We start from the raw sequence: 25081 nt of genomic DNA on the forward strand, positions 1-25081 counted from the left end.
CCGACAAGGCGATAACCGATGCTGCGCGCGGCAAGAGTTTCACGGGTGACTCCAAAATGCTAAAGGGGTGAGACGCTAAAGTGATAGGACGGTTCGACGCTGCGCGCACGGCTCGTGCCGCAGCATCATGACCTGGCCACTCAGCTTCCGAAGTACAGGTTGCAGAAGCTCGCCGGTCCCACGCATGCCGACTTCATGGCGACGCGAGCAGGTTTGCCGGATGCCGACGACGTATCCGCGACGCCGCCGTAGCTTTGCTTGCCTTGATCGTCCTGCTTGGCGATCTTCGCTTCAGCGGCTTGAACGTCTTGCGGGTAGTAAGGGTCGCTGGCGAGCGCCGGGTTGTAGCCGGCCTGCTCGACACGCACCAGATCAGCGCGCACTTCCGCACGCGTGACCGGATCGTTCGATTGCGCGAAGCTCACGGCGGGGGCGGCGAAAACGCCGGCGGCAACAGCGAGGCAAACGAAGAGGTTCTTCATGGCAGTCATACTCCTTAGATGGGTGGGCGATTCTTTTGTCGAACATCGGGTTTTAATGACACTGCAAACACATCTGCCGTCCTGGTGATGTGAACACCGCTAGCGATTCATCCATTCCACGCTTGCCAAAAAATTTTTGATTCGGGCTTTGCGGCTTGAAGCGTTACGGTGAATGCAGTCTAGGCCGAGGCCGATGCGAGACCAATCGCTACAAAGGCACGTGTATGCGGAACGATCGTTGGATCAGCCGATACTTCGAGATGGATTGAGCGCAGGGTCGAGCGACCATGCACATGTAAAGAATCACGCCCGAGGATGAGCGGATAAGCCACGCGTCTTAGCGACCTATACGAAGGTATGGATCGCTCGTCTTTCTAAATGACGCGGCGACGATGACGTCGCCATAAGACTCAGGAGGTGATCGATCCTTGACGCGCGGCGCGCACGGGCGCCGCCGCCGCCCGGCGACGCGCCGAGCGCTTGCGCAGCCAGATCATGAGACCGGTCGCGCTAAGCACCGCGACCGCGACGCCTACCACGCTGATCAGAATGCGTCCGGGAAGTCCGATGATGCGTCCCGAGTGCAGCGGGAATTGCGCCTGCATGAAGATGTCGCCGGCAGAGCCGCGGCCGGGAATGTTCGAGCCGGCCAGCTCGCCCGTGTTGGCGTTGTAGTAGAGCCACGCGTTGCCGAGGCCCACGTCGCCGTGATCGTGGCCCGGCGCGAAAAACCCCACCGCGTATCCATGCAGCGGCGCCGCGTAAAACAGCGCACCAGGCGCCTCCGCAATCCCGTGCGCCTTGCCGTCAACGACCGCCTTGACGAGCACCTGTTCGCGCGTGAGCGGCACCGCGCCTGCTTCGGCCGAACGCGCGAGTTCGGGATTGGTGAGCATCGTCGGCGCGAGCTTCGAAAGCGTCGAAACGATGGGCCGCATGGCCGGCTCGCCGAGGTTCATCGATATCGACGTCAGCGCCATCATCAGGAGCAGACCCCAGATCCACACGCCGCCCGAGCGATGCAAGTCGAACGTGAGCGCGTAGCCGCCGCGCTGCACGCGAAACGCAAACGACTTGCGCCATGCCTTGACGCTCGGAAACGAGAGGACCAGCGCGATCGCGCTATCGAAGAACCACACGATGCCCGCGATGCCAAGCAGCCACGTCCCGAGATCGAAGCCCCCGATGAACGGCAGCAAGTCGATGCGCGCAAGCGACACGGCGCCCCATTCGCGGCGCGCTTGAATTTCGCCGGTGGCGGGATCGAGAGCGAGTTGATTGAAGCCGATCGCATACGGCTGGCCGGTCGCCGGATCGGTGCGCGGCTGAACCATCATCTGCTGCGTGTGGCCTGGCTCGACGCCGAGCGGCAGATACGTGACCTCCACGCGCGGATCGGCGGCTTCGACACGCCGCGCGAGTTCAAGCGACGGCAACGCGGCGCCATCGGTGTGCGCATAGAACAACGACGGATTGAGCATCGCATCGAGCTCGTGATCCCACGCGATGATCGCGCCGGTCAGCCCCGATACGAAGAGGAACAGCGCCGTCGCAACGCCGAGCCAGCGATGCAGGCAAACGAGCAGCGGCCTCATGCCCGCAGCCATCAATCAGACGAAACGCGCGTAATAGCTCATGGAAATGCGACCCGGCTACATGCTCGTAAACCTCGGCGCGACTTACGCGACGCGTATCGCAGGACACGGTGTCGCGTTTCGCGCGGCGATCGACAATCTGACGAATCGCCGCTATTGGGAGTTCCAGTACGCGGATTACATCGCCCCGGGCGAGCCGCGTACGCTGTCGCTCAACGCACGACTTGACTTCTGATCATGCGATAGAGGCGCGCGCTCGCGACCGGCCGACGTATATGATGTCCACGTCAGTCTGAAAGCGAGCATCCGTCATGCGCATCACGCCCCTTCCCCCGCTTCAATGTCTCGTGGCGTTCGAAGCCGCGGTCCGGCATTCGAGCTTCACCAAAGCCGCAAGCGAACTCCATCTCACGCAAAGCGCGATCAGCCGGCAGATACAGCAGCTAGAGGAATTCCTCGGGCGTTCGCTTTTCGTGCGCGAACACCGGTCGTTGCGTCTCACGATCGCAGGAGAAAGTTACGCGGGGCATGTGCAGTGGCTCCTCGCCAATTGCGCGGAGGCGACGCTCGAAGTCATGAAGCGCTATGGCGATCTCGAACTGACAGTCGCCTGTTCGTCGGGCGTCGCGGTTTTGTGGCTCACGCCGCGCCTGCCGCATTTTCGCGCGGCCTATCCGAACATCAAGCTGCGCATGATCGTGCGTGATGGACTGGCGTCACTCTCGCCGGCTGAATTCGATGTCGGCCTCTACTATGCTCGGCAGCACGTCGCGCCGCATTTCACCGCGCGCCGCATCTTCGACGAAGAAGTGTTCCCCGTCTGCTCGCCCGCCTACTTGCGCGGCCGCGTGCTGAGTCCCGCCGACCTCGCGAATGAAACGCTGCTGATGCAGGAAGACGGCCAGCGACAGTGGATGTCGTGGCCCGAATGGCTCGCGCTCAATGACGTCGAGATGCAGAAGACACCGCAAGCCGTCACGATCAACCACTACCCGCAACTCGTTCAGATGGCGATCCTCGGGCAAGGCGTCGTGCTCGGATGGCGCCATATGATCGACGCGTGCATCGACGAGGGCCTTCTCGTTCGCGCGACGCGCGAGTCGGCGAGTCACGGCGGCGGTTACTACATCGTGTCGCCGAACGATCGCGCGCAGAACCAGGCTGCACGTCTTTTCACGCGCTGGGTGTTCGAACAGGCGCAGACGCCGCCAACAAACTGAACGCGTTCGCATGCGCTACACGCATGCAAACATGCGAATCTTTCGTTTCAGAAATAAATCGATGCTCTTCTAGCATGTGAGTCATACGTCGCAGCTCCATCTGACCCAAGGAACGACATCATGCAAGGAACGCTTTCACCGCACGCGGCCATATCCGTCGAAACGCTCGCACAGCAGCGGCGGCGAGCCATTATCGCCACCGTCCTCGGCAACGGCCTCGAATGGTTCGACTTCACCGTCTACAGCTTCTTCGCGGTGATAATCGCGAAGCTGTTCTTTCCGACCGGCAACGAACTCACGTCGCTGCTGCTCGCGGTGGCGACCTTCGGCGTCGGCTTCATCATGCGTCCGGTGGGCGGCATCGTGCTCGGCATCTATTCCGACAAGATCGGCCGCAAGGCAGCGCTTTCGCTCACCATCCTGCTGATGGCATTCGGCACGGCGATCATCGGACTGGCGCCTACGTATGAACAAATCGGCGTGGCGGCGCCGCTGCTGATCGTGGTCGCCCGGCTGCTGCAGGGATTTTCCGCCGGCGGCGAAATGGGCGGCGCAACCGCGTTCCTGACCGAGTATGCCCCGCCTGAAAAGCGCGCTTACTACTCGAGCTGGATTCAGGCGAGCATCGGCTTCGCGGTGCTGCTCGGCGCGGCGGTGGGCACGTTCGTCACGTCTTCGCTCGATACCGAATCGCTCAATCGCTGGGGCTGGCGCCTGCCGTTCCTGCTCGGCATCCTGATCGGACCAGTGGGCTACTACATTCGCAGCCGCATGGACGAAACGCCCGCGTACAGCGCGGTCTCCGAGGAAGCGAAGGCCAAGTCGCCGCTCAAGGAAGTGCTCGCCGATTTTCCGCGCGAAACCTTTGCCAGCTTTTCGATGGTGATCCTGTGGACCGTCTGCACCTACGTGCTGCTCTTCTACATGCCGACGTATTCGGTGCGCACGCTGCATCTGCCGCAATCGACGGGCTTCATCGCCGGCATGATGGGCGGGCTCATGATCATGTGTTTCTCGCCCGTGATCGGCAAACTCGCCGATACGTACGGCCGCCGCATCTTCCTTTCAGGCGCTGCGCTTGCGATCCTGCTGATCGCCTATCCGATGTTCGCGTGGATCAACCATGCCCCCGGCCTCGGATCGCTGCTCGTGTTCCAGGCGGTCTTCGGCGTGCTGATCGCAGCCTACACGGGTCCGATTCTCGCCGCATTCTCCGAGCTGTTCCCGACCAAGGTGCTTTCGACCGGCCTCTCGGTCGCCTACAACTTCGCCGTGACGATCTTCGGCGGCTTTGCGCCGTTCTTCATTACGTGGCTCATCGCGCGAACCGGCAGCAACATGGCGCCCGCGTTCTACGTGATGATCGCCGCGGCCATCAGTCTTGCCGGCACGTTCTATGTGAAGGACGCGAAGCACATGAAGCGCACGTCAGCTTCGATTCGATAAGGAACCATGCAATGACCATCACCGTGATTCAGGGCGGCAACGTACTCGACCTCGTGCGAGGCGTCCTGCTCGATCATCATCATGTCGTGATCGAAGACGGCGTCATCGTCGAGGTAACGGATCGCAATGTCGATCTGCCGGGCGCGCGGGTCATCGATGCGCGCGGCAAGACCGTGATGCCGGGTTTCATCGACTGCCACGTCCACGTGCTCGCGTCGAATGCGAATCTCGGCACGAACGCAGCGCAGCCGAACATCCTCGCCGCGATCCGCGCGCTGCCTATTCTCGACGCGATGCTCTCGCGCGGCTTCACGAGCGTGCGCGATGCGGGCGGCGCAGACTGGGCGTTAATGCAGGCCGTCGAAACCGGGCTCGTGCCGGGGCCGCGCATTTTCCCGTCAGGCAAAGCGCTTTCGCAGACGGGCGGTCACGGCGACTTCCGTCCGCGCGGCGATCTCCTCGAACCGTGCTCGTGCTGCTTCAGGGCCGGTGCGATAGCGCGCGTGGTCGATGGCGTCGATGCCGTGCGGCTCGCGGTGCGCGAAGAGATTCAGAAGGGCGCGACGCAGATCAAGATCATGGCCTCAGGCGGCGTGGCGTCGCCTACCGATCCCATCGCCAACACGCAGTACTCGGAGGATGAGATCCGCGCGATCGTTCAGGAGGCGGAAGCGGCCAACACGTATGTGATGGCGCATGCATACACGGGTCGCTCCATCGCGCGCGCCGTGCGTTGCGGCGTGCGCACGATCGAACACGGCAACCTCGTCGACGAGGCCGCGGCGCAGGTCATGAAGGAACACGGAGCGTTCGTCGTGCCGACGCTCGTCACCTACGATGCGCTCGCGAAGCACGGCGCGCAATACGGCATGCCGCCGGATTCGATTGCGAAGGTCGCATCGGTGCAGCAGGCGGGGCGTGAGTCGCTGGAGATTTACGCGCGAGCAGGCGTGGCGATGGGTTTCGGTTCGGACCTGCTCGGCGAGATGCACGCGTTTCAGTGCGGCGAGTTCAAGATCCGCGCCGATGTTCTCGGCAATCTCGAAGCGCTGCGCAGCGCGACGACAGTCGCGGCGGATATCGTCGATATGCGCGGCAAGCTGGGGACTATCGCAGTGGGTGCGATTGCCGATGTGCTCGTCGTCGACGGCAATCCGCTGGCCGATATCAATGTCGTTGCGGGACAAGGCGAACGCATCGAGTATGTGTTGCAGCGGGGTGAAGTGGTGAAGGCCAGCGCCTAAAGAGAAAAGGCGGTGCCGTCGAAAGCACCGCCCGTTTGGCTTAACCGAGCCAACCCTTGATCGTCGTCGCCATCACATTGGTCGAGATGCCATAGCGATCATGCAAGGTCGGCAGCGCGCCCGCTGCGAGGAACTCATCGGGCAACGCGATCTGCCGATACATCGGCGTGACGCCAGCCGTGAGCAGCGTCGTCGCGACGGCTTCGCCGAGACCGCCGATCGTCGAGTGGTTCTCGGCGACCACCACCAGGCGTCCCGTGCGTTTGGCTTCGCGCAGGATCGTCTCCGTGTCGAGCGGCTTGATGGTCGGTACGTGCAGCACGCCCACGCCGACGTTGTCCGCTTCCAGCGCCTTCGCCACTTCCAGTGCACGCATCGTCATGATGCCCGACGCAATGATCAGCACTTCAGTGCCGTCGCGCAGCAGTTTCGCCTTGCCGAGTTCGAACTTGTAGTCGTATTCGTCGAGCACGGCGGGGACGTTGCCGCGCAAGAGGCGCGCATACACCGGCCCCTTGTGCGCGGAGATCGCGGCGACCATCTGCTCGGTATCGAGCGCATCGCATGGGTCGATCACGGTCATGTTCGGCATCGCGCGCATCAGGGCAAGATCTTCCGCTGCCTGGTGGCTCGGACCATAACCCGTAGTCAGGCCGGGCAAAGCGCAGACGATCTTCACATCGAGATTATCTTCAGCGATCGCCTGATGCATGAAGTCATACGCGCGGCGAGTTGCAAACACGGCATACGTCGTCACGAACGGCTGCGCGCCTTCGTGTGCAAGACCCGCAGCCGCGCCCATCAGCAGTTGCTCGGCCATGCCCATCTGATAGTAGCGTTCAGGAAATTCCTTTGCGAAAAGATGCAGGTCGGTGTACTTGCCCAGATCGGCGGTCATGCCGACCACGTTCGTCTTTTCGCGGGCGAGTTGCACCAGCGCATGACCGAACGGAGCGGAACGCGTGACCTGTCCCTCGCCCGCGATCGATGCAATCATCGCGGAGGTCTTCAGACGCGGCTTCTTGGTGATGGTGGTATCGCTCATGCTTGTCTCCCTGCTTCGAGTGCGGCGAGCGCCAGTTGCCATTCGTGGGCATCGACGCGGATAAAGTGGTTCTTCTCACGTTCTTCGAGGAACGGCACGCCGCAACCCATACGCGTATCGCAGACGATGATGCGCGGCTGCGGCTTCGGATGATTGCGTGCGTTGTCGAAGGCGGCCTTCACGGCATCGATGTCGTTGCCGACCACGCGTTGCGTGTACCAGCCGAACGCTTCGAGCTTTTCGACGAGCGGCTCGAACTGCATGATCTGCGTCGAAGGTCCGTCGGCCTGCTGGTTGTTCACGTCGACGATGGCGATCAGGTTGTCGAGCTTCCAGTGCGCCGCCGACATGATCCCTTCCCAGATCGCGCCTTCATCGAGTTCGCCGTCGGAGAAGAGCGTGTAGACGAATGCGTCAGAGCCTTTGCGCTTGAGTCCGAGACAGCGGCCCACTGCAATCGTGAGGCCGTGCCCAAGCGAGCCGCCCGACATCTCCATGCCTGGCGTGTAGCTCGCCATCCCGGACATCGGCAAGCGGCTGTCATCGCTGCCGTAGGTTTCGAGTTCCTCGGCGGGCAGGATGCCGGCTTCGAGCAGCGCCGCATACAACGCGATCGCGTAATGGCCGTTGGAAAGCAGGAAGCGGTCGCGGCCTTCCCAGTGCGGGTCCGCGGGCTGGTAGCGCATCGCGCCGAAGTACGCGACGGCAAGCACGTCGGCGATATCGAGCGCCTGACCGATGTAGCCCTGCCCCTGCACTTCGCCCATCAAGAGGGCGTTCCTGCGAATCCGATAGGCGCGCTCGGCGAGCGGCACCGCAGATGAGGGAGTGTTCATGTTGTCTCCTTGAATTGACGTTGATTAGCGATTGACGGATTTCGCCGGCACGAGGAAAACAAGCCCTGCCCCCAGCACGATGGCAACAGAGATGAAGATCAGCCCGGCCGTCGACTTGCCGGTGAAGTCGTTGAGCCACCCGACGATGGCCGGTGAGAAGAAGCCAGCAAGATTGGCGAAGCAGTTCACTGCGGCGATCCCTGCTGCGGCCGACATGCCGCCCAGCAACGCGGTCGGCAGCGACCAAAACTGCGACGATGAAGCGAGGATGCCCGCCGCAGCCACGCTGACACACACGAGCGACGCACCGACTCCACCGAGCATCGGAAGCGTGGCGAAGCCTGCTGCGGCGACGAGCATCGGGATCGCCAGATGCAGGCGGCGTTCACGATGACGGTCCGCGCTTGCACCGACGAGCGGCAACGCGATGATGGCGCACAGGTAAGGAATCGCGGTGAAGATGCCCACCCAAAGCGGATCGGCGACGCCTGACTTGCGGATGATCGTCGGCAGCCAGAACGTGAGGCCGTATTGACCGAGCACGACGCAGAAGTAGATCGAAGCCATCAGCCACAGACGACGATCGCCGATGAACGAACCGATCGAAACGTGCGACACCTTGTGTGCATTGTCGTTGGCGACGTTGCGGGCGAGGAGTGCTTTCTCGGCGTCTGTGAGCCACTTCGCGGAAGCGATGCCGTTGTCGAGATAGAACAGAATCGCGACACCGAGCACGAGCGAAGGCAGCGCTTCGAGAACGAACAGCCACTTCCAGCCCGACAAGCCGTGCACGCCCTGGAACGCGTGCATGATGTAACCCGACAACGGTCCACCGATCATGCCCGCAAGCGGAATCGCCATGAAGAAGAGCGAGAGCGCCTTGGCGCGCCGTGCCGCGGGGAACCAGTACGTCAGGTAGAGAATGACGCCCGGTGCGAATCCCGCTTCGGCTACGCCCAGAAGAAAGCGCAGCACATAGAACGTAGTGGGAGTCTGGACGAAGGCGAAGCACGCTGAAATGACCGCCCACGTCAGCATGATGCGAGCGAGCCAGTTGCGCGCGCCGACTTTGTGAAGCAGCAGGTTGCTCGGCACCTCGAAGATGAAATAACCGAGAAAGAAGATACCGGCGCCGATGCCGTAGATGGTTTCGCTGAAGCGCAAGTCGCTGAGCATCTGCAACTTCGCAAAGCCCACGTTCACGCGATCCAAATAGGCGCCGAGATAGCACAGCATCAGGAACGGGATCAGGCGCCGCCCGACCTTTGCGTAGGTTTTAGATTCGAAGCTCGCCGAATCGGCGTGCGTCATCATCTCGGCCGTCGCGGACGGCGCGTGAGTTTTCGTTTTCATGCTTTGTCTCCTGTCGACCAGAGTTGGCGCTTTAGCGCCTTACTTTGGTCCCATGCTGATTTATCGCAACCATGTTGCCCCGGATGTTTGTCCGGGTGCATATAGCGTTCCGCTGCGGAACGCGACGAAAGACACCTCAGTGAATCAGCATCCCGCCATTGACGTCGAGCGTAATACCCGTGAGATATGTCGACAGGTCGCTCGTGAGGAACAGGCATGCGTTCGCGACGTCGTTCGCGTCGCCGAGGCGGCCAAGCGGAATGCCCTTGATGATGTCGGTGCGCATCTCCGGCGTGAGCTTGTCGCCGGTGATGTCGGTCTGGATGAGGCCCGGTGTGATCGAGTTGACGCGGATGCTGTCCGCGCCGAGTTCACGCGCCATCGCACGGGCGAGGCCGAGCACGCCCGCCTTCGCGGCGCTGTAGTGCGGGCCGCCGAAGATACCGCCGCCGCGTTGCGCGGAAACCGACGACATGCACACGATGCTCCCGCTCTTTTGCTCGCGCATCTGCGGGATGATCGCTTGCGACATGTAGAGCGTGCCGCGCAGGTTCACGTCGACGACGGCATCGAAGTTGGCCGCTTCGATGTCCATCGTCTTGAGCGGCTGCGTGATGCCGGCGTTGTTGATGAGCGCGTCGATGCGACCGTATTTTTCGAGCACGGCGGTCGCTGCCGCAATGCAGGCCTTCTTGTCGGTCACATCGCAGGCGAGGCCCAGGTGGCCTTCGCCGAGATCGCTTGCCGCGCTCTCTGCATCTTCGAGTCGCAGGTCGAGGATCACGACGCGTGCGCCCTGTGCGGCCAGCGCCTTCGCGGTCGCCTTGCCGATGCCGCGCGGCGATGCTGCGCCGGTTACGAGTACCACTTTGCTGTCGAGCAACATGTTGTCTCCATTGATCGTTGGGTTGGTGTAGGCGCAGTTTCGGCGCAAGCACCAACGCGATCAACGCAGATTGGCTCAGCTATCGTTGAAAAATTTTCAGGTATCGGCGGATCATCGGGCCTGATGTGGCGTCGCGCCGCGCGCGACCTGGTTCTCGGCCCATGCAAGGAACCGGGCGACACGCGGCAGATCCGCGTTCTGGGAAGGGTAAACGAGGTGATGCGCGCCGACCTCCACAGCAAAGCTGCGATCGAAGACCGGCACGAGCGAACCGCGTTCGAGATGGACCGATGCGAGCATCGTGCTTTCGAGCGCGATGCCGTGACCGAGCGCCGCCGCTTCGAGCGACATGTACGAGCGGTCGAAGGAGAAATCGAACGCCTTGCGCGTCACCGCGACGCCGAACTTGCCGAACCATTGCTGCCACTGCACGAGCGGCGTTTCAGAGAAGATCAGGCGCCGCTCGAGCAGGTCGTCGGGCTTGTTCACGGGAAAGCGTTCGAGATAATCCCTGGACGCGAGCGGCGCGACGAACTCGTTGCGCAGCGTCTTCACGTGAACATCGGTCCAGTGCGCGTAGCCGTGGCGGATATCGACGTCGTAATAGCCCGACGTGAACGACACATCCTCATACGAGCACGCGAGGTTCAGCTGGATATCGCCGTTGGCTTCCTGAAACGACGCGAGCCGCGGCAGCAGCCACATCAGGCCGAAGCTCGGGCTCGAATGAATGCGCAGGATTTCGACGCCCGTTTGCGATGATGCGCGCTCCGTCGCGCGGCTGAGATCGGCGAGCGAGCCGGTGACATCGGCGAGATATTGCTGGCCTGTGGGGGTCAGGACGAGACCGCGTCCGAGTCGCGTGAACAAGGCGCGGCCGACCGCTGATTCGAGATTCGCAATCTGATGGCTGACAGCGGAGGGCGTGAGGCCAAGCTCGTCGGCCGCCCGGTTGACGCTCTTCGTGCGCGCGACACTTTCGAATGCGATGATGGCTTTGAGCGGTGGAATGCGCATTGTCGTTCAACACCTGGTTCGCAAGAGTGGCCGGCTGGCGGGCTTCGAACGCTAGTGTATCGCTGCATGCGCATTCATCGCTCATGGTGTTTCGGGTGCGCTTGCGGGCGATTTGATGGAGGTTTCAGCAGGCTCAGTCACTTCAGGCATCGACGGAATAATCGGCGGCAATTCAGGCGCTTCTGAAGGCGCTTCCGGCGCTTCTTGTTGAACTACCGGCGCATGACGCACCGGAGGCCGCGCCTTCGCCTGTGGCACCGGAGGCGCAGGCTTCGCGGGAAACAGCTTGTCGAACCACGCGCGCGCATCGGCGATCCACGCGCCGAACGTGCCATGCGGCTCTTCCTTCACGAAGCGCACCCGCTGGTCGATCAGGCGGGAGCGCAACGAGCGCTGAAAGAAGTCGCCGACGATCGGCAGCGCACTATGCGCGCCCTGCCCCCAGTAGTCGCTGCGAAGCGTGACGCGGCTATCGTTGAAGCCGACCCACGCTCCCGCCACGAGTTGCGGATGCATCAGGATGAACCAGCCGTCGGCGTTGTCCTGCGTCGTGCCGGTCTTGCCCGCCACGTCGCCGCGTATGCCGAATCGGCTGCGAATGCTCGTGCCCGTCCCGCGATTGATCACGTCGCGCATTACGTCGAGCAGTTCCTGCGCGGCTTCGGCGGACAACACCTGCTCGGGTTTCGCGGGCTCGAATTGCGCCAGCACCTCGCCCTTGCGATCTTCGATGCGCGTCACCAGCACGGGATCGATGCGGCCGCCGCCATTCGCGATCGTCCCATATGCCGCGACCATTTCCTTGAGCGTCACCGGGCTCGTGCCGAGCGCGAGCGACGGGACGACGTCGAGCCTGCTGTCGCGCACACCCATCCCACGCGCGAGTCTCGCGACCTTCGCCGGCCCGACGTTCTGCATCAGTTGCGCAGTGATGCGGTTCTTCGAATACGCGATGCCGTCGCGCAGCGTGACGGGCCGGCCGCTCGGCGGCGCATCGTCGGTGGGACGCCAGATTTCGCCGCCCGCAAGCGGGATTTCGACCGCCTGATCGATCAGCGTGTCTTCAGGCTTCGATCCTTGCGCAAAGGCCGCGCCGTAGACAAACGGCTTGAAGGTTGAACCGGGCTGACGGCGCGCCTGCGAAACGTGATCGAACGGGTCCTGGCTGAAGTCGCGACTGCCGACCCATGCCCTGATCTGCCCATTGCGCGGGTCCAGTGCGAGGAAGCCCGCCTGCATGCGCGTCTTGTTTTCGCATAGCGTGCGCATGAAACCGCGGTCGGAGGCGAAGCGTTTCATCGCATCGTCGTCGGTGAGACCCATGTCGCGCGCCGCGCGATATTCGGGCGTCTCGCGCACGAACGCATGCACGAGATCCGCGTTGCCAGCGTTGCATCCCGCATGCGCACCCCATGCCGCGTTGGCGATCGACTGCAACTGATTGCCCTGCCACACGACGGCCTGCGTCGCCATCGCCTGCAAGCGCGAATCGATGGTCGTGCGCACGACGAGCCCATCGGAATAGATGTTGTAGTCGTTGTCGTCGGCCCAGGCGATCAGCCACTTGCGCAACTGCTGCGCGAAATGCGGCGCGCGGCCGGGGGCTTCCAGTTGCCGCTCGAAATCGACGCGCAACGGCCGGCGTTTCAGCGACTCATACGCGGATGGCGCGAGATGACCGAACTTGACCATCTGCGCGAGCACGATGTTGCGCCGCTGCAGCGCGCGCTCAGGGTTGATCACCGGATTGTAGTAGCTGTTGCCCTTGAGCATGCCGATGAGCGTCGCGCTCTCGGTGACGTCGAGCTTGCCGGCGGACTTGTCGAAGTACGTGCGCGCCGCCATCTCGATGCCGTATGCGTTGTAGAGGAACGGCACCGTGTTGAGATACGTCTCGAGGATCTCTTCCTTCGTATAGACCGCTTCGATCTTGAACGCCGTGATCGCTTCCTTCACCTTACGCGTGATGGTCTGCGAGCGGCCGATGTCGTCGGGATAGAGATTGCGCGCGAGCTGCTGCGTGATCGTCGAGCCGCCCTGTCGGTTCCCCGAAAACGTATGCAGCGCCGCCGATGCGGTGCGCCGGAAGTCGAGCCCGTGATGCTGATAGAAGCGATGGTCTTCGGTCGCGACGAGCGCGTCGACCACGTGCGGCGAGACATCGGCGAGCTTGACCCATTCGCGGTTCGTGGGCTTGAACTCGGCGAGCAGCTTGCCATCGGCGGAGAGAATCTGCGCGGGCTGCTCGACCTTCGCCTTGCGAAGATCGCCGATACCCGGCGTAAACGGAATCAGGATCAGCACATAGAGCAGCACGAGCGCCGGTACGGCGGCGGCCGTCCAGGCGAAGTCGCGTCGCGTGGGATGCCTCAGGCGCGTCAGTGCGCGGGCGGCGTAGGGCTTGATGCGGGCGATGGACCGTGCAAAAAGGTCTCGAACAACGGATACGTCTGCGTGCTTCACACTGGCATACCGGCAACTGAGAAAGGCTGCATGCTACCAAACGATCGCACGCAAGCCGTTCTTCATGGATTCATCGCCGGGCGCCGCAATCGAGAATCGCGAGCAGCGCATCCACCTGTCGCAGATGCGCCCTCGATAAATGCTGAACGCTCATCAGCTGATTCAGGCGGCGCCGCCAGTACTCGGCGCCGAGCGCCGGATTGCCGGATTGATCGCCGAGCGAGCGCAGCACGGCCGAGCGGACGTGCCGGATATCCGCATCGATGATCGCCATTTCGTAGGCACCCGCAGGCATGTCGTTGTCGTATTCCATGCCCTTGTTTACGGCCGCTGCAACCCAAAAGTTGAGACTGAAGATCGGTGATGTTCGTTATCACACGGCCGTTATATTGGAACATCTTTTGTCCACGGCTTACTCGACGACTGCCGTGCAAGCCGCGCGTTACCCACCGATCAGCTTGGTCAACGCAGGCACGCTGAGCACGGCCGTGTAGTAGCCCATGAACTGCACGCCGGTATTGAACCCGAAGTTGCGCGAGAGCAAGCCGCCGAGCAGACCCACCGTCAGGATCACTAGCAGGCCGAGCAGTTGCCCTTCCCACACGCTGATCACGACGATCAGCCCGACGAACGTCGCGATGATCGCTTCGTGGCTCAGCTTGCGCGCGACGAACGATGCGGCGCGATGCGCGTAATGCATCGACAGCGGATACGCGATCAGCGCGGCCAGCACGACGGCGAGCAAACCATAACCAAGGAACTCCCAGGTCGTCATCAGCGTGTGCAGGTTGTTGATCTGCCCGGTCGCCGAATCGACGAAGAAGCGCGGCGGCGCATTGAAGAGCGGCGCGGCGGGACCAGCGGCCACCGGGCTCAGCGGCAAGCCGAACGCGATCAGCGGGATTAGCGCCTCGGCGATATACGTCGCTTCGGTCACACCGTTGCGTGCGGAAATCACGGTGGTGAGACGGTGATACGCATGCTTCACGCGCGACCCGACGAGTTCGCCGAGCACGACCGTCATCGCGACCGGGCTGAATACGAACGTCGCGCTCGAGATCGCGGCAGTCGCGGCGACCCAGCCGCGCTGCTGTTTGTCGAGCACCTTCAGCGGGTTCGGAAAGTAGCCGCTCCAGCTCTTCACATCGGGGGCCAGCGAGAACGTGCGCACGCGCTCGCGCTTCATGCGGGCACGGTCGGCGGGCGAGAGGATCGAAAACAGGTCGGCGATCAACGGTCCGATTGCGATGCCGAGAAAGTAGCTCACGCTCAGCTTCACGCCATACTTGCCGGTCAACGCCTGCAAGCCGACGATCACCAGCACGAACGGCACGAGCAGCAGCACCGACGCCCAGCGTCCCGACGAGAAGTACGCGATAGCAAGCGCAGCCGCGAGAAAGACCCACGGCGCGGCCTTCGTGATCGTCGGACCGAACGGCGCGAGCAGCACGGCGAAGAGCACGGCGAGCGGCACCGCGACGAACGCCGCGACGATCGCGCCCGAGATCATCTTGCGCAGCGCGATGTGCGGCACGCCGAGATTGCGCAGCATCGTCGCTTGCTGAAGGAGCGGCGTGGCGAGCGTGTCGCCGGGGATGCCGAGCAGCGCGGTCGGGATCGCGTGCGTCATGTGCTTCGACACGGCGCCCGCCATGAAGAACGAGAACACGCCGACGGGCGGCACGCCGAGCAGCACCACGAGCAACGTGAGCGGCGCGAGCGTGGTGGTCTCGTCGGTGCCCGAGATGAGGCCGATGCCCGAGAAGACGATCGCGCCGATCAACCCCATCGAGAGCGCGGCGATGAATTGCGAAAGCAGATGTTCCATCAGATGACTCCTTCGCGGCTGGCGTGAAGAACGGGCGTTTTCGTATCGGGCGGCACGTCGTGTTTTTCGTAATCGGCGAAGAGGTCGTAGAGGCCGAGTTCCTTCATCTCGGCGACAACCGCCGGCGGCAGGTCCGCCACGCGCCCCAGGCCACCCGCTTCCGCCGCGAGCTGCGCCAACACTTCTTCGCGTCCGGCCGTGCCGATCGCTTCCTCGATCACCTCGCGTTTCGGCTTGAAGAGCCTCGCGCAGATGACGCCCGCGACAAGGCAGCCGCCGAGGCCGACGAGCATCGCGTAGGCGCGCGCCATCGCCGGATCGTGGACGTATGCTGCGAGCACGCGGCTCGCCACGAAAAACGCCCCAAGGCTCACCACGATGCCGATCGCGACCGACCACGCGAGATGCCGCGTATCGACGGTATCGCCCCATATCTCGACGAGCTGATAGCCGTCTTGCCTGACCCTGCGTTGTTCCATCGTCTCCTCCTTGTGGAGTTATCGGTGCCCGCGAAAACGCGGGCTTTTGTCTTCAAGTACCGCACGCCTCACGACGACGCTTTCCTTCGATCGCACGCGCAACACGCGACGACGTCTCGCGCTTCAACGCCTGCGAAATGAACGCGCCGGCATCGGCGAGTTTGTACAGATCGATGCCGGTTCCGATACCCATCTCCTCGCACAGATAGACGACGTCCTCCGTCGCGACGTTGCCCGTCGCGCCCGGCGAATACGGACAGCCGCCGATGCCGGAAACCGAGCTGTCGAAGGTCGCGACACCGCATGCGAGCGCCGCGTTCACGTTGGCGATCGCCATGCCCCACGTATCGTGGAAATGTCCGGCCAGCGCTGTCACTGGAATGCTTTCCGTGCACGCATTGATCAGCGCTTCTGTCTTGCGCGGCGTGCCCGCGCCGATCGTGTCGCCGAGGCTGATCTCGTAGCATCCCATCTCGAAGAGACGCCGCGCGACGTTCGCGACCGCATGCGGATCGATCGCGCCTTCGAACGGGCAGCCGAGCACGCACGAGACGTAGCCACGCACCCGCACACCAGCTTCGCGCGCCGCCGCGATCACCGGCGCGAAGCGCGCGAGGCTTTCATCGATGGAGCAATTGATGTTCTTCTGCGAGAACGTCTCCGATGCCGCCGCGAATACCGCCACCTCTTCAACATTCGCTTGCAGCGCCGCTTCGAGCCCCTTCACGTTGGGCACGAGCGCGGCGAGCGTCACGCCTTCGCGCCGACCGATGCGCGCGAGCACATCGGCGCCGTCGGCCATCTGCGGAACCCACTTCGGCGAGACGAACGAAGCGGCCTCGACATACGTGACGCCCGCATCGATCAGGCGCTCGATCAAGCCGACCTTCACCTCGACCGATACCGGCGACGGCTCGTTCTGCAGGCCATCGCGCGGACCGACTTCGACGATGCGCACGCGCGCAGGCATCAACGCGGCATCACGCATCGCGCGGCCCCTGAAGCAGGCTCATGCCATAGTCGACGCTCACGTTCTTCGCGGCCACCATCTTCCTGACGACCCAGTCGACGTCGCCGCCCGTCGCGCCCGCTGCGAGCGCGATGTTGCGCGCGTGCAGCGCCATGTGGCCCCGCTGGATGCCTTCGGTCGAGAGCGCGCGCAACGCGCCCATGTTCTGCGCGAGCCCGACTGCGACTGCGACTTCGCCGAGCGCCTGCGCCGACTTCACATCCATGATCTTCAACGCGAGGCGCGCGAGCGGATGCGTCTTGGTCGCGCCGCCGACGAGTCCGACCGGCATCGGCATCTCGATCGTGCCGACGAGGTCGCCGTTGTTCGCCACTTCCCACGTCGTGAGCGACGTGTAGCGCCCGTTTCGGCTCGCGTATGCATGCGCACCCGCCTCGACCGCGCGCCAGTCGTTGCCCGTCGCGACGATCACGGGATCGATGCCGTTCATGATGCCCTTGTTGTGCGTCGCCGCGCGATACGGATCGATCGCCGCGAAGAGGCACGCATCGACGACACCGGCAATCACGTCCTCGCCCGAATACTCTTTCGTCTTCAGCGTCTCGGCGGAATAGCGGACCTGGGCGCGTGCAAGGCGCAAGTCGGCGAGATTCGACAGGATGCGCAGCCGCACCTTGCCGCCCGTGATTTCCTCGATGCGACCCGCCACCGACTCCGCCATCGTGTTGACCGTGTTCGCACCCATCGCGTCGCGCACGTCGACGATCAGGTGCGCGACCACCATCGCGCCGCGCGGCGTGTCGGGGAACACGTGCACTTCGATGTCGCGGCAGCCGCCGCCGAGGCCGATCAGCACCTTGTCGCGCGCATTCGCGAGTTCGACCAGTTCATCGCGATGCTTGAGGATCGACAGGCGCGCGCCGTACGGGTCCGACACGCCGATCACCTGCACCTGCGCGCGCATCAGCGGCCCGGTGCTCGACGTGCGAAAGCCGCCGGCCTCGCGCGAGAGCTTCGCCATATACGACGCCGCGGCGACGATCGACGGCTCTTCGACCGCCATCGGCACAAGCACGTCGCAGCCGTTGATCTGGAAGTAGCCGGCGACGGCCATCGGCAGTTCGAACGTGCCGATCACGTTCTCGATCATGCCGTTCGCCGTCTCGAGCGATAGCGCGCCGGGGTTCGCGAGCAACGCATGCTCGGCGTCGTCCAGTTCGACGGCGCGTGCGATGTGCCCGAGGCGTTCCGCGGGCGACATCGTCCGGAAGTTCGGCAGTTTCGAATCGATCATGTGTCTTCCTCTCCTGATGGGGCGCCGTGCCGGCGGACTTGCGGGCATTCGGCGGTTGAGCGAATAATAGGCGGACTGTACCCATATGAAAGGTACAATTCGGGAAGACAGTCTGCGTACTGTACCCAAAACAGTCACGCGTCAATAGGGAGGATTCGAGGTCATGCGCGGCGAGAAGAAGAGCCTGTCTGGCGTGCTGGCGGACAATTTGAGCAGACAGATCGCCGAAGGCCTCCTGCGCGCCGGCGACAAACTGCCCTCCATTAGGGAATATGCTGAGGCGAACGGCTGCTCGAAAAACACCGTCATCAGCGCATTCGATGCGCTCGCGGCGAACGGCCTGATCGAGCCGCGTCGCGGAGCGGGATTTTTCGTGGCGAGCGCGGGCAAGGCTCCACAGCACGACGAGGACACGCGCACGCTCGATCGCGCGATGGATTCTGTCTGGCTCATGCGCGAGCAGTTGCAGAGCAAGCCCGGTGTGCTGAATCTGGGCGAAGGATTTCCGCCGGTCGAATGGCTCGAGGAGACGCGGCTCGACCACTTTCATCAGCGCGTGGTGCGCACGGGTGTCGCGTCGCTGTTTCGCTATGGGAGCCGCTTCGGGTATCTGCCGTTGCGGCAGCATTTGCAGCAGAAGCTCGCGGGCTACGAGATCGAAGCGGCGCCGCAACAGATCGTGATGACGCACGGCGCCAATCAGGCGATGGACATGGTCGTCCGCTATTTCGTGCGGCCGGGCGATGCCGTGCTCGTCGACGATCCGGGGTATTACGCGCTGTTCGGCAAGCTGAAGCTGAGCGGGGCGAATATCGTCGGCGTGCCGCGTGGCATCGACGGGCCGGATATCGCTGCGCTGGAGGAAAAGCTCAAGACGCATCGGCCGAAGCTCTTCTTCACGCAATCGGTCGGACACAATCCCACCGCCACCGATACCAGCGCCGCCAAGGCGCATCGCATCCTGCAACTGGCGGAGGCGCACGACTTGATCGTGGTCGAGAACGATGCGCTCGCTGATCTCAAGCCGCGCTCGGCCATGCGGATTTCCGCGCTTGATCAGTTGCGGCGCACGATCTATATCGGGAGCTTTTCGAAGTCGGTTTCCGCAGCGCTACGAGTGGGATTTCTCGCGTGCGATGCGAATCTCGCAAGCGATCTCGCCGATGTGAAGATGCTGATTCACGTAAGCAGTTCGGAGTATTGCGAGCGCACGCTCGATGCCATCGTCAGCGACGGGCATTTCCTGCGCCATACGAACCGGTTGCAGGAGCGGCTCAGGCGCGCGACGGCGGCGGGCGTTGCCGCGCTCGGCAAGCTGGGGGCCGAGATCTACAAGGTCAGCGAACAGAGCCTTTATCTGTGGGCTGCGCTACCCGGGCACGACGATTCGATCGAACTCGCGAGGAAGATGCTGGAGCACAACGTCATTCTGGCGCCGGGGACCATCTTCTCCGCGCATGCGGATGGCGCTTCGAAGTGGTGCCGGTTCAATGTCGCTTATCTCGGGGATGAGCGGTTTGTGAAGGCGTTGGAGCGGTGTCGATGAATGAGCGTGCGAGCAAGCCCGCACGCTTTTGCCACACCATCATTTTCAGAACTGCAGCGTAGCGCTCGCCACCGCCGTCCGCGTCGCCGACGGCACCACGTAGTAGCCCCACGCCGTCGTCCAGTAGCGACGATTCAGCAGGTTGTTGATACCCGCGCGCAGCGTCACGTCCTTGCCCGCGATGCGCGTGTCATAGCGACCGCTCAGGTCATAGATCACATAGCCCGGCACGTACTGCGTATTCGCGGCATCGACGGCCATGTTGCCGACGTACTTGCCGCCCAGCGCCACCGTCAGCGAACGCAGATACGACGGGTTGTACTCCACTCGGCCCGTTGCGGTAAAGCGCGGCGCACCGTAGACACGGTTGCCTTCGATCGTCGGATCGTCGACGTCGACCGCCTTCGTATTGAGCCACATCACGCCGCCGAGCAGACGCCAGTCGCTCGCCAGTTGAACCCAGCCGCTTGCATCGAGACCGGTGTAGCGCTTCGTGCCGCTCTGCACGTACACGTTCTGCGAGTTCGTGTAGTTGTAGCCCTGATCGACGCGGAAGAGCGCGATATTGGCGCCCCACTTCTGGCGATCCGTCTTGAAGCCCACTTCATACTGCTTGCTCTTCAGCGGCCCGAACTGCGCCGGGAAATTGACGTTCGTGTTCGACGCCGACCCGCCCTGTTCGAGCGACTCCACATAGCTCGCGTAGACCGTCGAATACGGGTCGGTCTTGAACATCAGCGCGACGGTCGGCGTGACCGGATCGGCATCGTATTGCGATGCCACCGCGCCCGTCGGATCGTATGTGTGCTGGCGATACTGCGTGTAGCGCAAGCCGACCAGCGCGGACCAGCGCGAGTTGAACTGCACGGTGTCGCTGGCGTAGACGGCGGTCTGCGTCGTGAGCGACTGGCGATACAGGTTCCCGCCGATATGCACGGCATCGTTCGTCAGCAGCGTGCTGCCGTAGATGTTGCTCTCGCCGAGCGGGTACCCGACGTTCCAGCCCTCGCTGTTGTCGTACTCGCTGACCTGCGCCTGATAGCCCGCGCCGAACACGACATCGTGCTTGATACTGCCCGTCGAGAACTGGCCCTGCACCATCGCATCGACGTTCTGGTAAAAGTAGCGCGTGAGTGCCGCGTACAGCGTGTTCGAGTAGTTGCCCGCGCTGTCGAACACGTACAGCAGGCTGTCCGAGTTGTAGCGGTTCTCCTTCGCGAAACGATACTTCAGGCTCGCGTGCCAGTTCTCGCTCAAGCGATAGTCGAGGCCCGCGCCGAACGACGCCATCTCGGTCTCGTACCAGTTCTGCGGCTGCGTCAACTGGTGCGTGACCTGGCTCGCATCGGGAATGCCGAGGCCCGAGCCGAACAGCAGGCCGAACAGCGTGCCGTTGGTCTTGCGCTTCTGATAGAACGCATCGGCGGAAAGCACGAGGTCCGGCGTGATGCGGAAGTCGAACGCACCCGATGCCACCTGACGACGCAGATGCCCGTTCGCCTCGGCCGTGTTGCCCTCTTCGTTCACGAGGTTCACGCGATAGCCGAAGCGCTTGTCGGTGCCGACGCGCCCGCCCACGTCGATCTTCTCGCTGAACACGCCCGCCGACTGATAGCCGATCGAGACGCTGCGATACGGATCGTCGGTGGGACGCTTGAGCACGTAGTTCACGATGCCGCCCGGCGCGCCGAAGCCGTACATGAAGCCCGACAGGCCCTTCAGCAACTGCACCTGCTCGAACGGTTCGAGCGACAGGTCCGTGTCCCACGAAGGGAAGCTCTGGCCGTCGACCTTGATGCCGTTCAGCGTATCGATCGGGATGCCGCGCACGGTGAACATCGCGTTCTCGGCGATCGCGTTGTTGCTGATGTTCGACACGGCCGGGTCGTACTTGAAGAGGTCGTTCGCGGTCGTCGCGAACATGTCCTCGCCCTCTTCGCTCGACACGACGACCGTCGAAAACGGCGTATCGACCTGTTTGCGCGCGCCCAGTGCGCCGGCGTTGACGGTGTCGGTCGGCACGACGGCGCTCTCGCGCGATGCCGTGACGCTCACGGCGGGCAGCGTCGTCGAATCGGCGGTCGTCGCGGCGGCGGCGTCTTGCGCCCAGCCAGCGGACGAGAGCGTCGAGAGCGAAATGCCCACGCTCGCCATGAGCGCGGCACTGAGAAGCGACGGAGTACGGCGTGTGGCGCGCACAAACGCCAGACGGCTGGCGACGGAAGAAGTCTGCATGTTTTTTTGGTCGGGCAGGGGCGTACGCCGCGCAGCCTTGGGATAGCTGGGCGTCATCGCTCGTAGCGCGTGAATTAACAGTGGTTGAAAGCGGTGGTGAAACGAAGATGGCGAGCGCAATCATAGATGAAACTGATTCGCATTTACAACATTTTTTTACAAAAATACAACGCCCTAGATAGGCGTCTCCCGGACTTGCGCCGGGCGTCCAGGTGGGGTTCTCAGTTGCTTCCGGCGCCGTAGCGCGTATCGGTGCCGGATCCGGGCTTGATGGTCGGCGCGCCTTTTTTGGCTTTGTCTTTCTGTTTCGCGACGCGTTGTTCTTCGGTGCGCGTGAGGGTCGCCGGGTCGGTGCCGGCCTGGCCCGCCGCGCCTGCGCCGCCGCCCACGCCTGCCGCGCGGCCATCGCCGCCCTTGTCGGTGCTGTTCATGCCTTGCGCGAGCGCTCCGGCCGAAAGCGCGGCCAGCAGCAGCGCGGATGCCGCGTGTTTCATCGTCGATTGCATGTTTTGCTCCGTGAAGTCTCACGGATCCGCAGCAACCGCTGCGCCCGATGGCTAGATCGCGCGCATCGTCTTCGGCGGCGTCTGCACGATGGGCGCGGCGGCCTGAAGAATGTCCTCGCGCACGCGCGTGCGCGGCGGGTAGATGCGATCGCAATTGATCGTCTGCTTCGTGCGCTTCGCCGCCTCGCCTTCCGATACGAGGTGCCGGTCCCATCCCTCCGTGTAGACGGCACCCCACGGACCGAGGTCGAGAATCGTCGTGTACCAGTCGATCTGAAGCGGCAGCATCGGCAGGCCGTATAGATCGCACACCACGTTGTGGCCGGCGTAGCGCCCCATCGGCCGGCCGTGCTGGCACGACATCACCGAGGGCCTCACGCCGTCGATCGGCAGCCACGCGCAATCGCCGGCCGCGAACGCACCGGCGACGCCCTCCACGCGCAGGAATGCATCGACGGGCACGCGGCCGAACCCGTCCGCCGCGACCGGAAACTGCGCCGCGAGCGGACTCGCGCGCATGCCGCCGCACCACGCTACGGTCGCGGCTTCGACGCGCTCGCCGTTGCTAAACTCGACGCCATCGGCATCAAGCGATTTGAGCGATACGCCCGGCCGCAGTTCGACGCCCAGCTCGCGCATCGCGCGTTCGATCACGGGCTGGGCGCCGCCCATCGCCTGGCCGATTTTCGGCGAGCGGTCGGCGAGGATCACGCGGATCGCCTGACGGTCCGCCTCCGGGACAATGCCGCAGAACCGCGCTGGCAACTCGGCGGCGAGTTCGACGCCCGTCAGCCCCGCGCCGACGACCACGGCCGTATAGCGCCCCGCCGACGCCGCGCGCGACGGTAACGCGTGCAGATGGGCCTGGAGCTTGCAGGCGCCGGCGTAGGTATCGACGTCGAACGAGTAGTCGGCGAGGCCCGGTATCGCGGGATGCACGAGCTTGCTGCCTGCCGCGAATACAAGGCGGTCGTAGTCGAGTTCGAGCGGCTCGGTGGAATCGACCGACACGCGGCGATTCACCGTGTCGATTTGCGAGGCCACGCCCTCGATCAGACGAACGCCGATCGGATCGAACACGTCGGCGAGCGGTACGAGCGTCTCTTCCAGCCGCGACTCGTAGTTGCGCACGCGAATGCTGTGATATGCCGTCGGATTCACGACGACGACCTCCACGTCGTCCGCGCTCACGTGCAGTTCGTCGAGCTTGCGCGCCGCACCGACCGCGCTCCACAGGCCGGCGAAACCCGCTCCGATCACCACGATTCGCTTCATGTGCGTCTCCCATGAATGCCGGTCGGCTTCAATTACGCGAGTTGAAAGCGCGCCAGGGCCTGCCCGCGCGCCCGAACACCGGCCCGACCCTAACGCAACGTTCCGAAGAACGTCCGCACATCATCAGCAAGCAACTCCGGCTGTTCGAGCGCCGCGAAGTGCCCGCCCTTCGGCATGACCGTCCATTGGCGCAAATCGGTGAACACACGCTCGGCGGCCGAGCGCGGCGGACGAATCATTTCGCGCGGAAACGCGGCGTGAGCGGCGGGCACCGAAATCGTGTCGCCCGGCGGCAGGATGACCGCGCCGTGCAGCCGCCCGTAGTACGGCCAGAACGACGCGTTGATCGACCCCGTGAACCAGTAGAGCGCGATATCGGCAAGCATGCGGTCGCGGCTGATCGCGCGCTCGGGTTCGCCGCCACAATCCGACCACGCCTGAAATTTCTCGACGATCCACGCCGCGAGCCCGGCCGGCGAATCGGTGAGACCGAACGCGAGCGACTGCGGCCGCGTTCCCTGAATCGCGATATAGCCGCCCTCTTCCTGCGTCCAGCGCGCGAGTTCTTCGAGGTAGCGGCGCTCGTCGTCGGTCGGGTTCGGATAGGCGGCGGGATCGCGGCTCACCGCCGACAGCAGGTTCACATGCACGCCGATGATCGCCTCCGCGCGCGCATACGCGAGCCGGCTCGCGACGGCCGCGCCCCAGTCGCCGCCCTGCACGCCGAAGCGTGCGTAGCCGAGCACGTCGCGCATCAGGTCGAAGACGCAATCGGCCATCGCGGGGACGTCGAAGCGCGGCTGGTTCGGGCTGAACGAGAGCCCGTACCCCGGCAACGACGGCACGACGACCGTGAACGCATCGCGCGGATCGCCGCCGAAGCGCGCGGGATCGGTGAGACGCGGGATGATCTCGAGGAATTCGAACACCGAGCCGGGCCAGCCGTGCAGAAGGAGAAGCGGCATCGGCGCGGGGCCGTCGCCTTCGATGTGAAGGTAGTGCAGACGAATGCCGTGCAGCCCGACCTCGAATTGCGGGAACGCATTGAGCGCGGCTTCCTGCGCGCGCCAGTCGAAACCGTCACGCCAGTAGTCGACGAGATCGCGCAGATACGTCACGTCGGTGCCGAACTGCCAGGCGTCGCCGGGCGCCTGATCCGGAAAGCGCGTTCGGGCGAGGCGCGCCTTCAAATCGGCGATGTCGTCATCGGCGACGTGCAGTGAAAATGGAATCGGTGCGTTGTTCATGGCGTGGCCCACCTTATCGACGACGAGCGTGACATCGCAGATTATCAGCGCCCGCGAAATCAGGCACACATCACGTTCTCCTTGACATGCAACCAAATGGTTGCATAATGATTG

The 25081-nt window shown here is 63.6% G+C and carries 21 protein-coding genes and 1 pseudogene; 5 read left to right on the top strand and 17 right to left on the bottom strand.

Annotated features, from left to right (window positions below; translation table 11 throughout):
• Positions 1-140: 140 nt before the first annotated feature.
• On the bottom strand, positions 141-482 hold the full coding sequence (locus AWB67_RS15005) for a DUF4148 domain-containing protein (protein WP_087657044.1): 342 nt from the start codon (positions 480-482) through the stop codon (positions 141-143).
• Positions 483-892: 410 nt separating this feature from the next.
• Positions 893-2077 carry a PepSY-associated TM helix domain-containing protein gene (locus tag AWB67_RS15010; RefSeq protein ID WP_087657045.1) on the bottom strand — a complete coding sequence of 395 codons (1185 nt, stop codon included), beginning with the start codon at positions 2075-2077 and terminating at the stop codon, positions 893-895.
• Positions 2078-2129: 52 nt separating this feature from the next.
• On the opposite strand from AWB67_RS15010, the pseudogene AWB67_RS15015 reads away from it, so the two are divergent.
• The 4 genes and pseudogenes from AWB67_RS15015 to AWB67_RS15030 all read left to right on the top strand — a co-directional run.
• Positions 2130-2312, top strand: a pseudogene (locus tag AWB67_RS15015) (hypothetical protein); the annotation flags it as partial.
• Between the two features lie 76 nt (positions 2313-2388).
• Positions 2389-3297, top strand: a complete 909-nt coding sequence (locus AWB67_RS15020; RefSeq protein ID WP_087657046.1) for a LysR substrate-binding domain-containing protein — start codon at positions 2389-2391, stop codon at positions 3295-3297.
• Between the two features lie 120 nt (positions 3298-3417).
• Positions 3418-4743 carry an MFS transporter gene (locus tag AWB67_RS15025; protein WP_087657047.1) on the top strand — a complete coding sequence of 442 codons (1326 nt, stop codon included), beginning with the start codon at positions 3418-3420 and terminating at the stop codon, positions 4741-4743.
• Between the two features lie 11 nt (positions 4744-4754).
• A complete protein-coding gene (locus AWB67_RS15030; RefSeq protein ID WP_087657048.1) occupies positions 4755-5987 on the top strand; it encodes a metal-dependent hydrolase family protein in 1233 nt (410 codons plus the stop codon).
• Positions 5988-6027: 40 nt separating this feature from the next.
• Here AWB67_RS15030 and AWB67_RS15035 read toward each other — a convergent pair whose 3' ends face one another.
• From AWB67_RS15035 to AWB67_RS15085, 11 genes are all read right to left on the bottom strand, one after another.
• Positions 6028-7032 (bottom strand): transketolase family protein, encoded by a 1005-nt coding sequence (locus tag AWB67_RS15035; RefSeq protein ID WP_087657049.1) that lies wholly within the window; start codon positions 7030-7032, stop codon positions 6028-6030.
• Entirely contained in the window at positions 7029-7868 is an 840-nt protein-coding gene (locus AWB67_RS15040) for a transketolase (RefSeq protein ID WP_087657050.1), read from the bottom strand. The genes AWB67_RS15035 and AWB67_RS15040 overlap by 4 nt, the downstream gene beginning before the upstream one ends.
• Positions 7869-7892: 24 nt before the next feature.
• The gene (locus tag AWB67_RS15045; protein ID WP_087657051.1) at positions 7893-9221 is read right to left on the bottom strand and encodes an MFS transporter; all 1329 of its coding nucleotides are present in this window, start codon (positions 9219-9221) and stop codon (positions 7893-7895) included.
• Positions 9222-9357: 136 nt separating this feature from the next.
• Positions 9358-10107 (bottom strand): SDR family NAD(P)-dependent oxidoreductase, encoded by a 750-nt coding sequence (locus tag AWB67_RS15050; protein WP_087657052.1) that lies wholly within the window; start codon positions 10105-10107, stop codon positions 9358-9360.
• Positions 10108-10218: 111 nt separating this feature from the next.
• A complete protein-coding gene (locus AWB67_RS15055) occupies positions 10219-11124 on the bottom strand; it encodes a LysR substrate-binding domain-containing protein (RefSeq protein WP_087657053.1) in 906 nt (301 codons plus the stop codon).
• Between the two features lie 81 nt (positions 11125-11205).
• Positions 11206-13587 carry a penicillin-binding protein 1A gene (locus AWB67_RS15060; protein ID WP_087657054.1) on the bottom strand — a complete coding sequence of 794 codons (2382 nt, stop codon included), beginning with the start codon at positions 13585-13587 and terminating at the stop codon, positions 11206-11208.
• A gap of 70 nt (positions 13588-13657) precedes the next feature.
• Positions 13658-13861, bottom strand: a complete 204-nt coding sequence (locus AWB67_RS15065) for a hypothetical protein (RefSeq protein ID WP_125477602.1) — start codon at positions 13859-13861, stop codon at positions 13658-13660.
• Positions 13862-14029: 168 nt separating this feature from the next.
• Complete coding sequence (locus AWB67_RS15070; protein ID WP_087657056.1) at positions 14030-15415, bottom strand: tripartite tricarboxylate transporter permease; 1386 nt, start codon at positions 15413-15415, stop codon at positions 14030-14032.
• Positions 15415-15894 (bottom strand): hypothetical protein, encoded by a 480-nt coding sequence (locus AWB67_RS15075; protein WP_235025170.1) that lies wholly within the window; start codon positions 15892-15894, stop codon positions 15415-15417. The genes AWB67_RS15070 and AWB67_RS15075 overlap by 1 nt, the downstream gene beginning before the upstream one ends.
• A gap of 52 nt (positions 15895-15946) precedes the next feature.
• On the bottom strand, positions 15947-16882 hold the full coding sequence (locus tag AWB67_RS15080) for a hydroxymethylglutaryl-CoA lyase (RefSeq protein ID WP_235025171.1): 936 nt from the start codon (positions 16880-16882) through the stop codon (positions 15947-15949).
• Positions 16875-18158: a hydroxymethylglutaryl-CoA reductase, degradative gene (locus AWB67_RS15085; protein WP_087657057.1), complete on the bottom strand. Its 1284-nt coding sequence runs from the start codon at positions 18156-18158 to the stop codon at positions 16875-16877. The genes AWB67_RS15080 and AWB67_RS15085 overlap by 8 nt, the downstream gene beginning before the upstream one ends.
• A gap of 163 nt (positions 18159-18321) precedes the next feature.
• Between AWB67_RS15085 and AWB67_RS15090 the strand changes: the two genes are divergently transcribed.
• Entirely contained in the window at positions 18322-19704 is a 1383-nt protein-coding gene (locus AWB67_RS15090) for an aminotransferase-like domain-containing protein (protein WP_087657058.1), read from the top strand.
• A gap of 45 nt (positions 19705-19749) precedes the next feature.
• Here the strand turns inward: AWB67_RS15090 and AWB67_RS15095 are convergent, their stop codons facing one another.
• The 4 genes from AWB67_RS15095 to AWB67_RS15110 all read right to left on the bottom strand — a co-directional run bounded on the left by AWB67_RS15095 (position 19750) and on the right by AWB67_RS15110 (position 25036).
• The gene (locus AWB67_RS15095) at positions 19750-21939 is read right to left on the bottom strand and encodes a TonB-dependent siderophore receptor (protein ID WP_087657113.1); all 2190 of its coding nucleotides are present in this window, start codon (positions 21937-21939) and stop codon (positions 19750-19752) included.
• 221 nt (positions 21940-22160) lie between these two features.
• Complete coding sequence (locus AWB67_RS15100) at positions 22161-22445, bottom strand: hypothetical protein (RefSeq protein ID WP_087657059.1); 285 nt, start codon at positions 22443-22445, stop codon at positions 22161-22163.
• A gap of 51 nt (positions 22446-22496) precedes the next feature.
• Complete coding sequence (locus tag AWB67_RS15105) at positions 22497-23720, bottom strand: NAD(P)/FAD-dependent oxidoreductase (RefSeq protein ID WP_087657060.1); 1224 nt, start codon at positions 23718-23720, stop codon at positions 22497-22499.
• An 89-nt stretch (positions 23721-23809) separates the two neighbouring features.
• Positions 23810-25036 (bottom strand): epoxide hydrolase family protein, encoded by a 1227-nt coding sequence (locus AWB67_RS15110; RefSeq protein ID WP_235025172.1) that lies wholly within the window; start codon positions 25034-25036, stop codon positions 23810-23812.
• Positions 25037-25081 lie beyond the last annotated feature (45 nt).

This window comes from Caballeronia terrestris, assembly GCF_001544515.1.
GTDB classification, from domain to species: domain Bacteria; phylum Pseudomonadota; class Gammaproteobacteria; order Burkholderiales; family Burkholderiaceae; genus Caballeronia; species Caballeronia terrestris.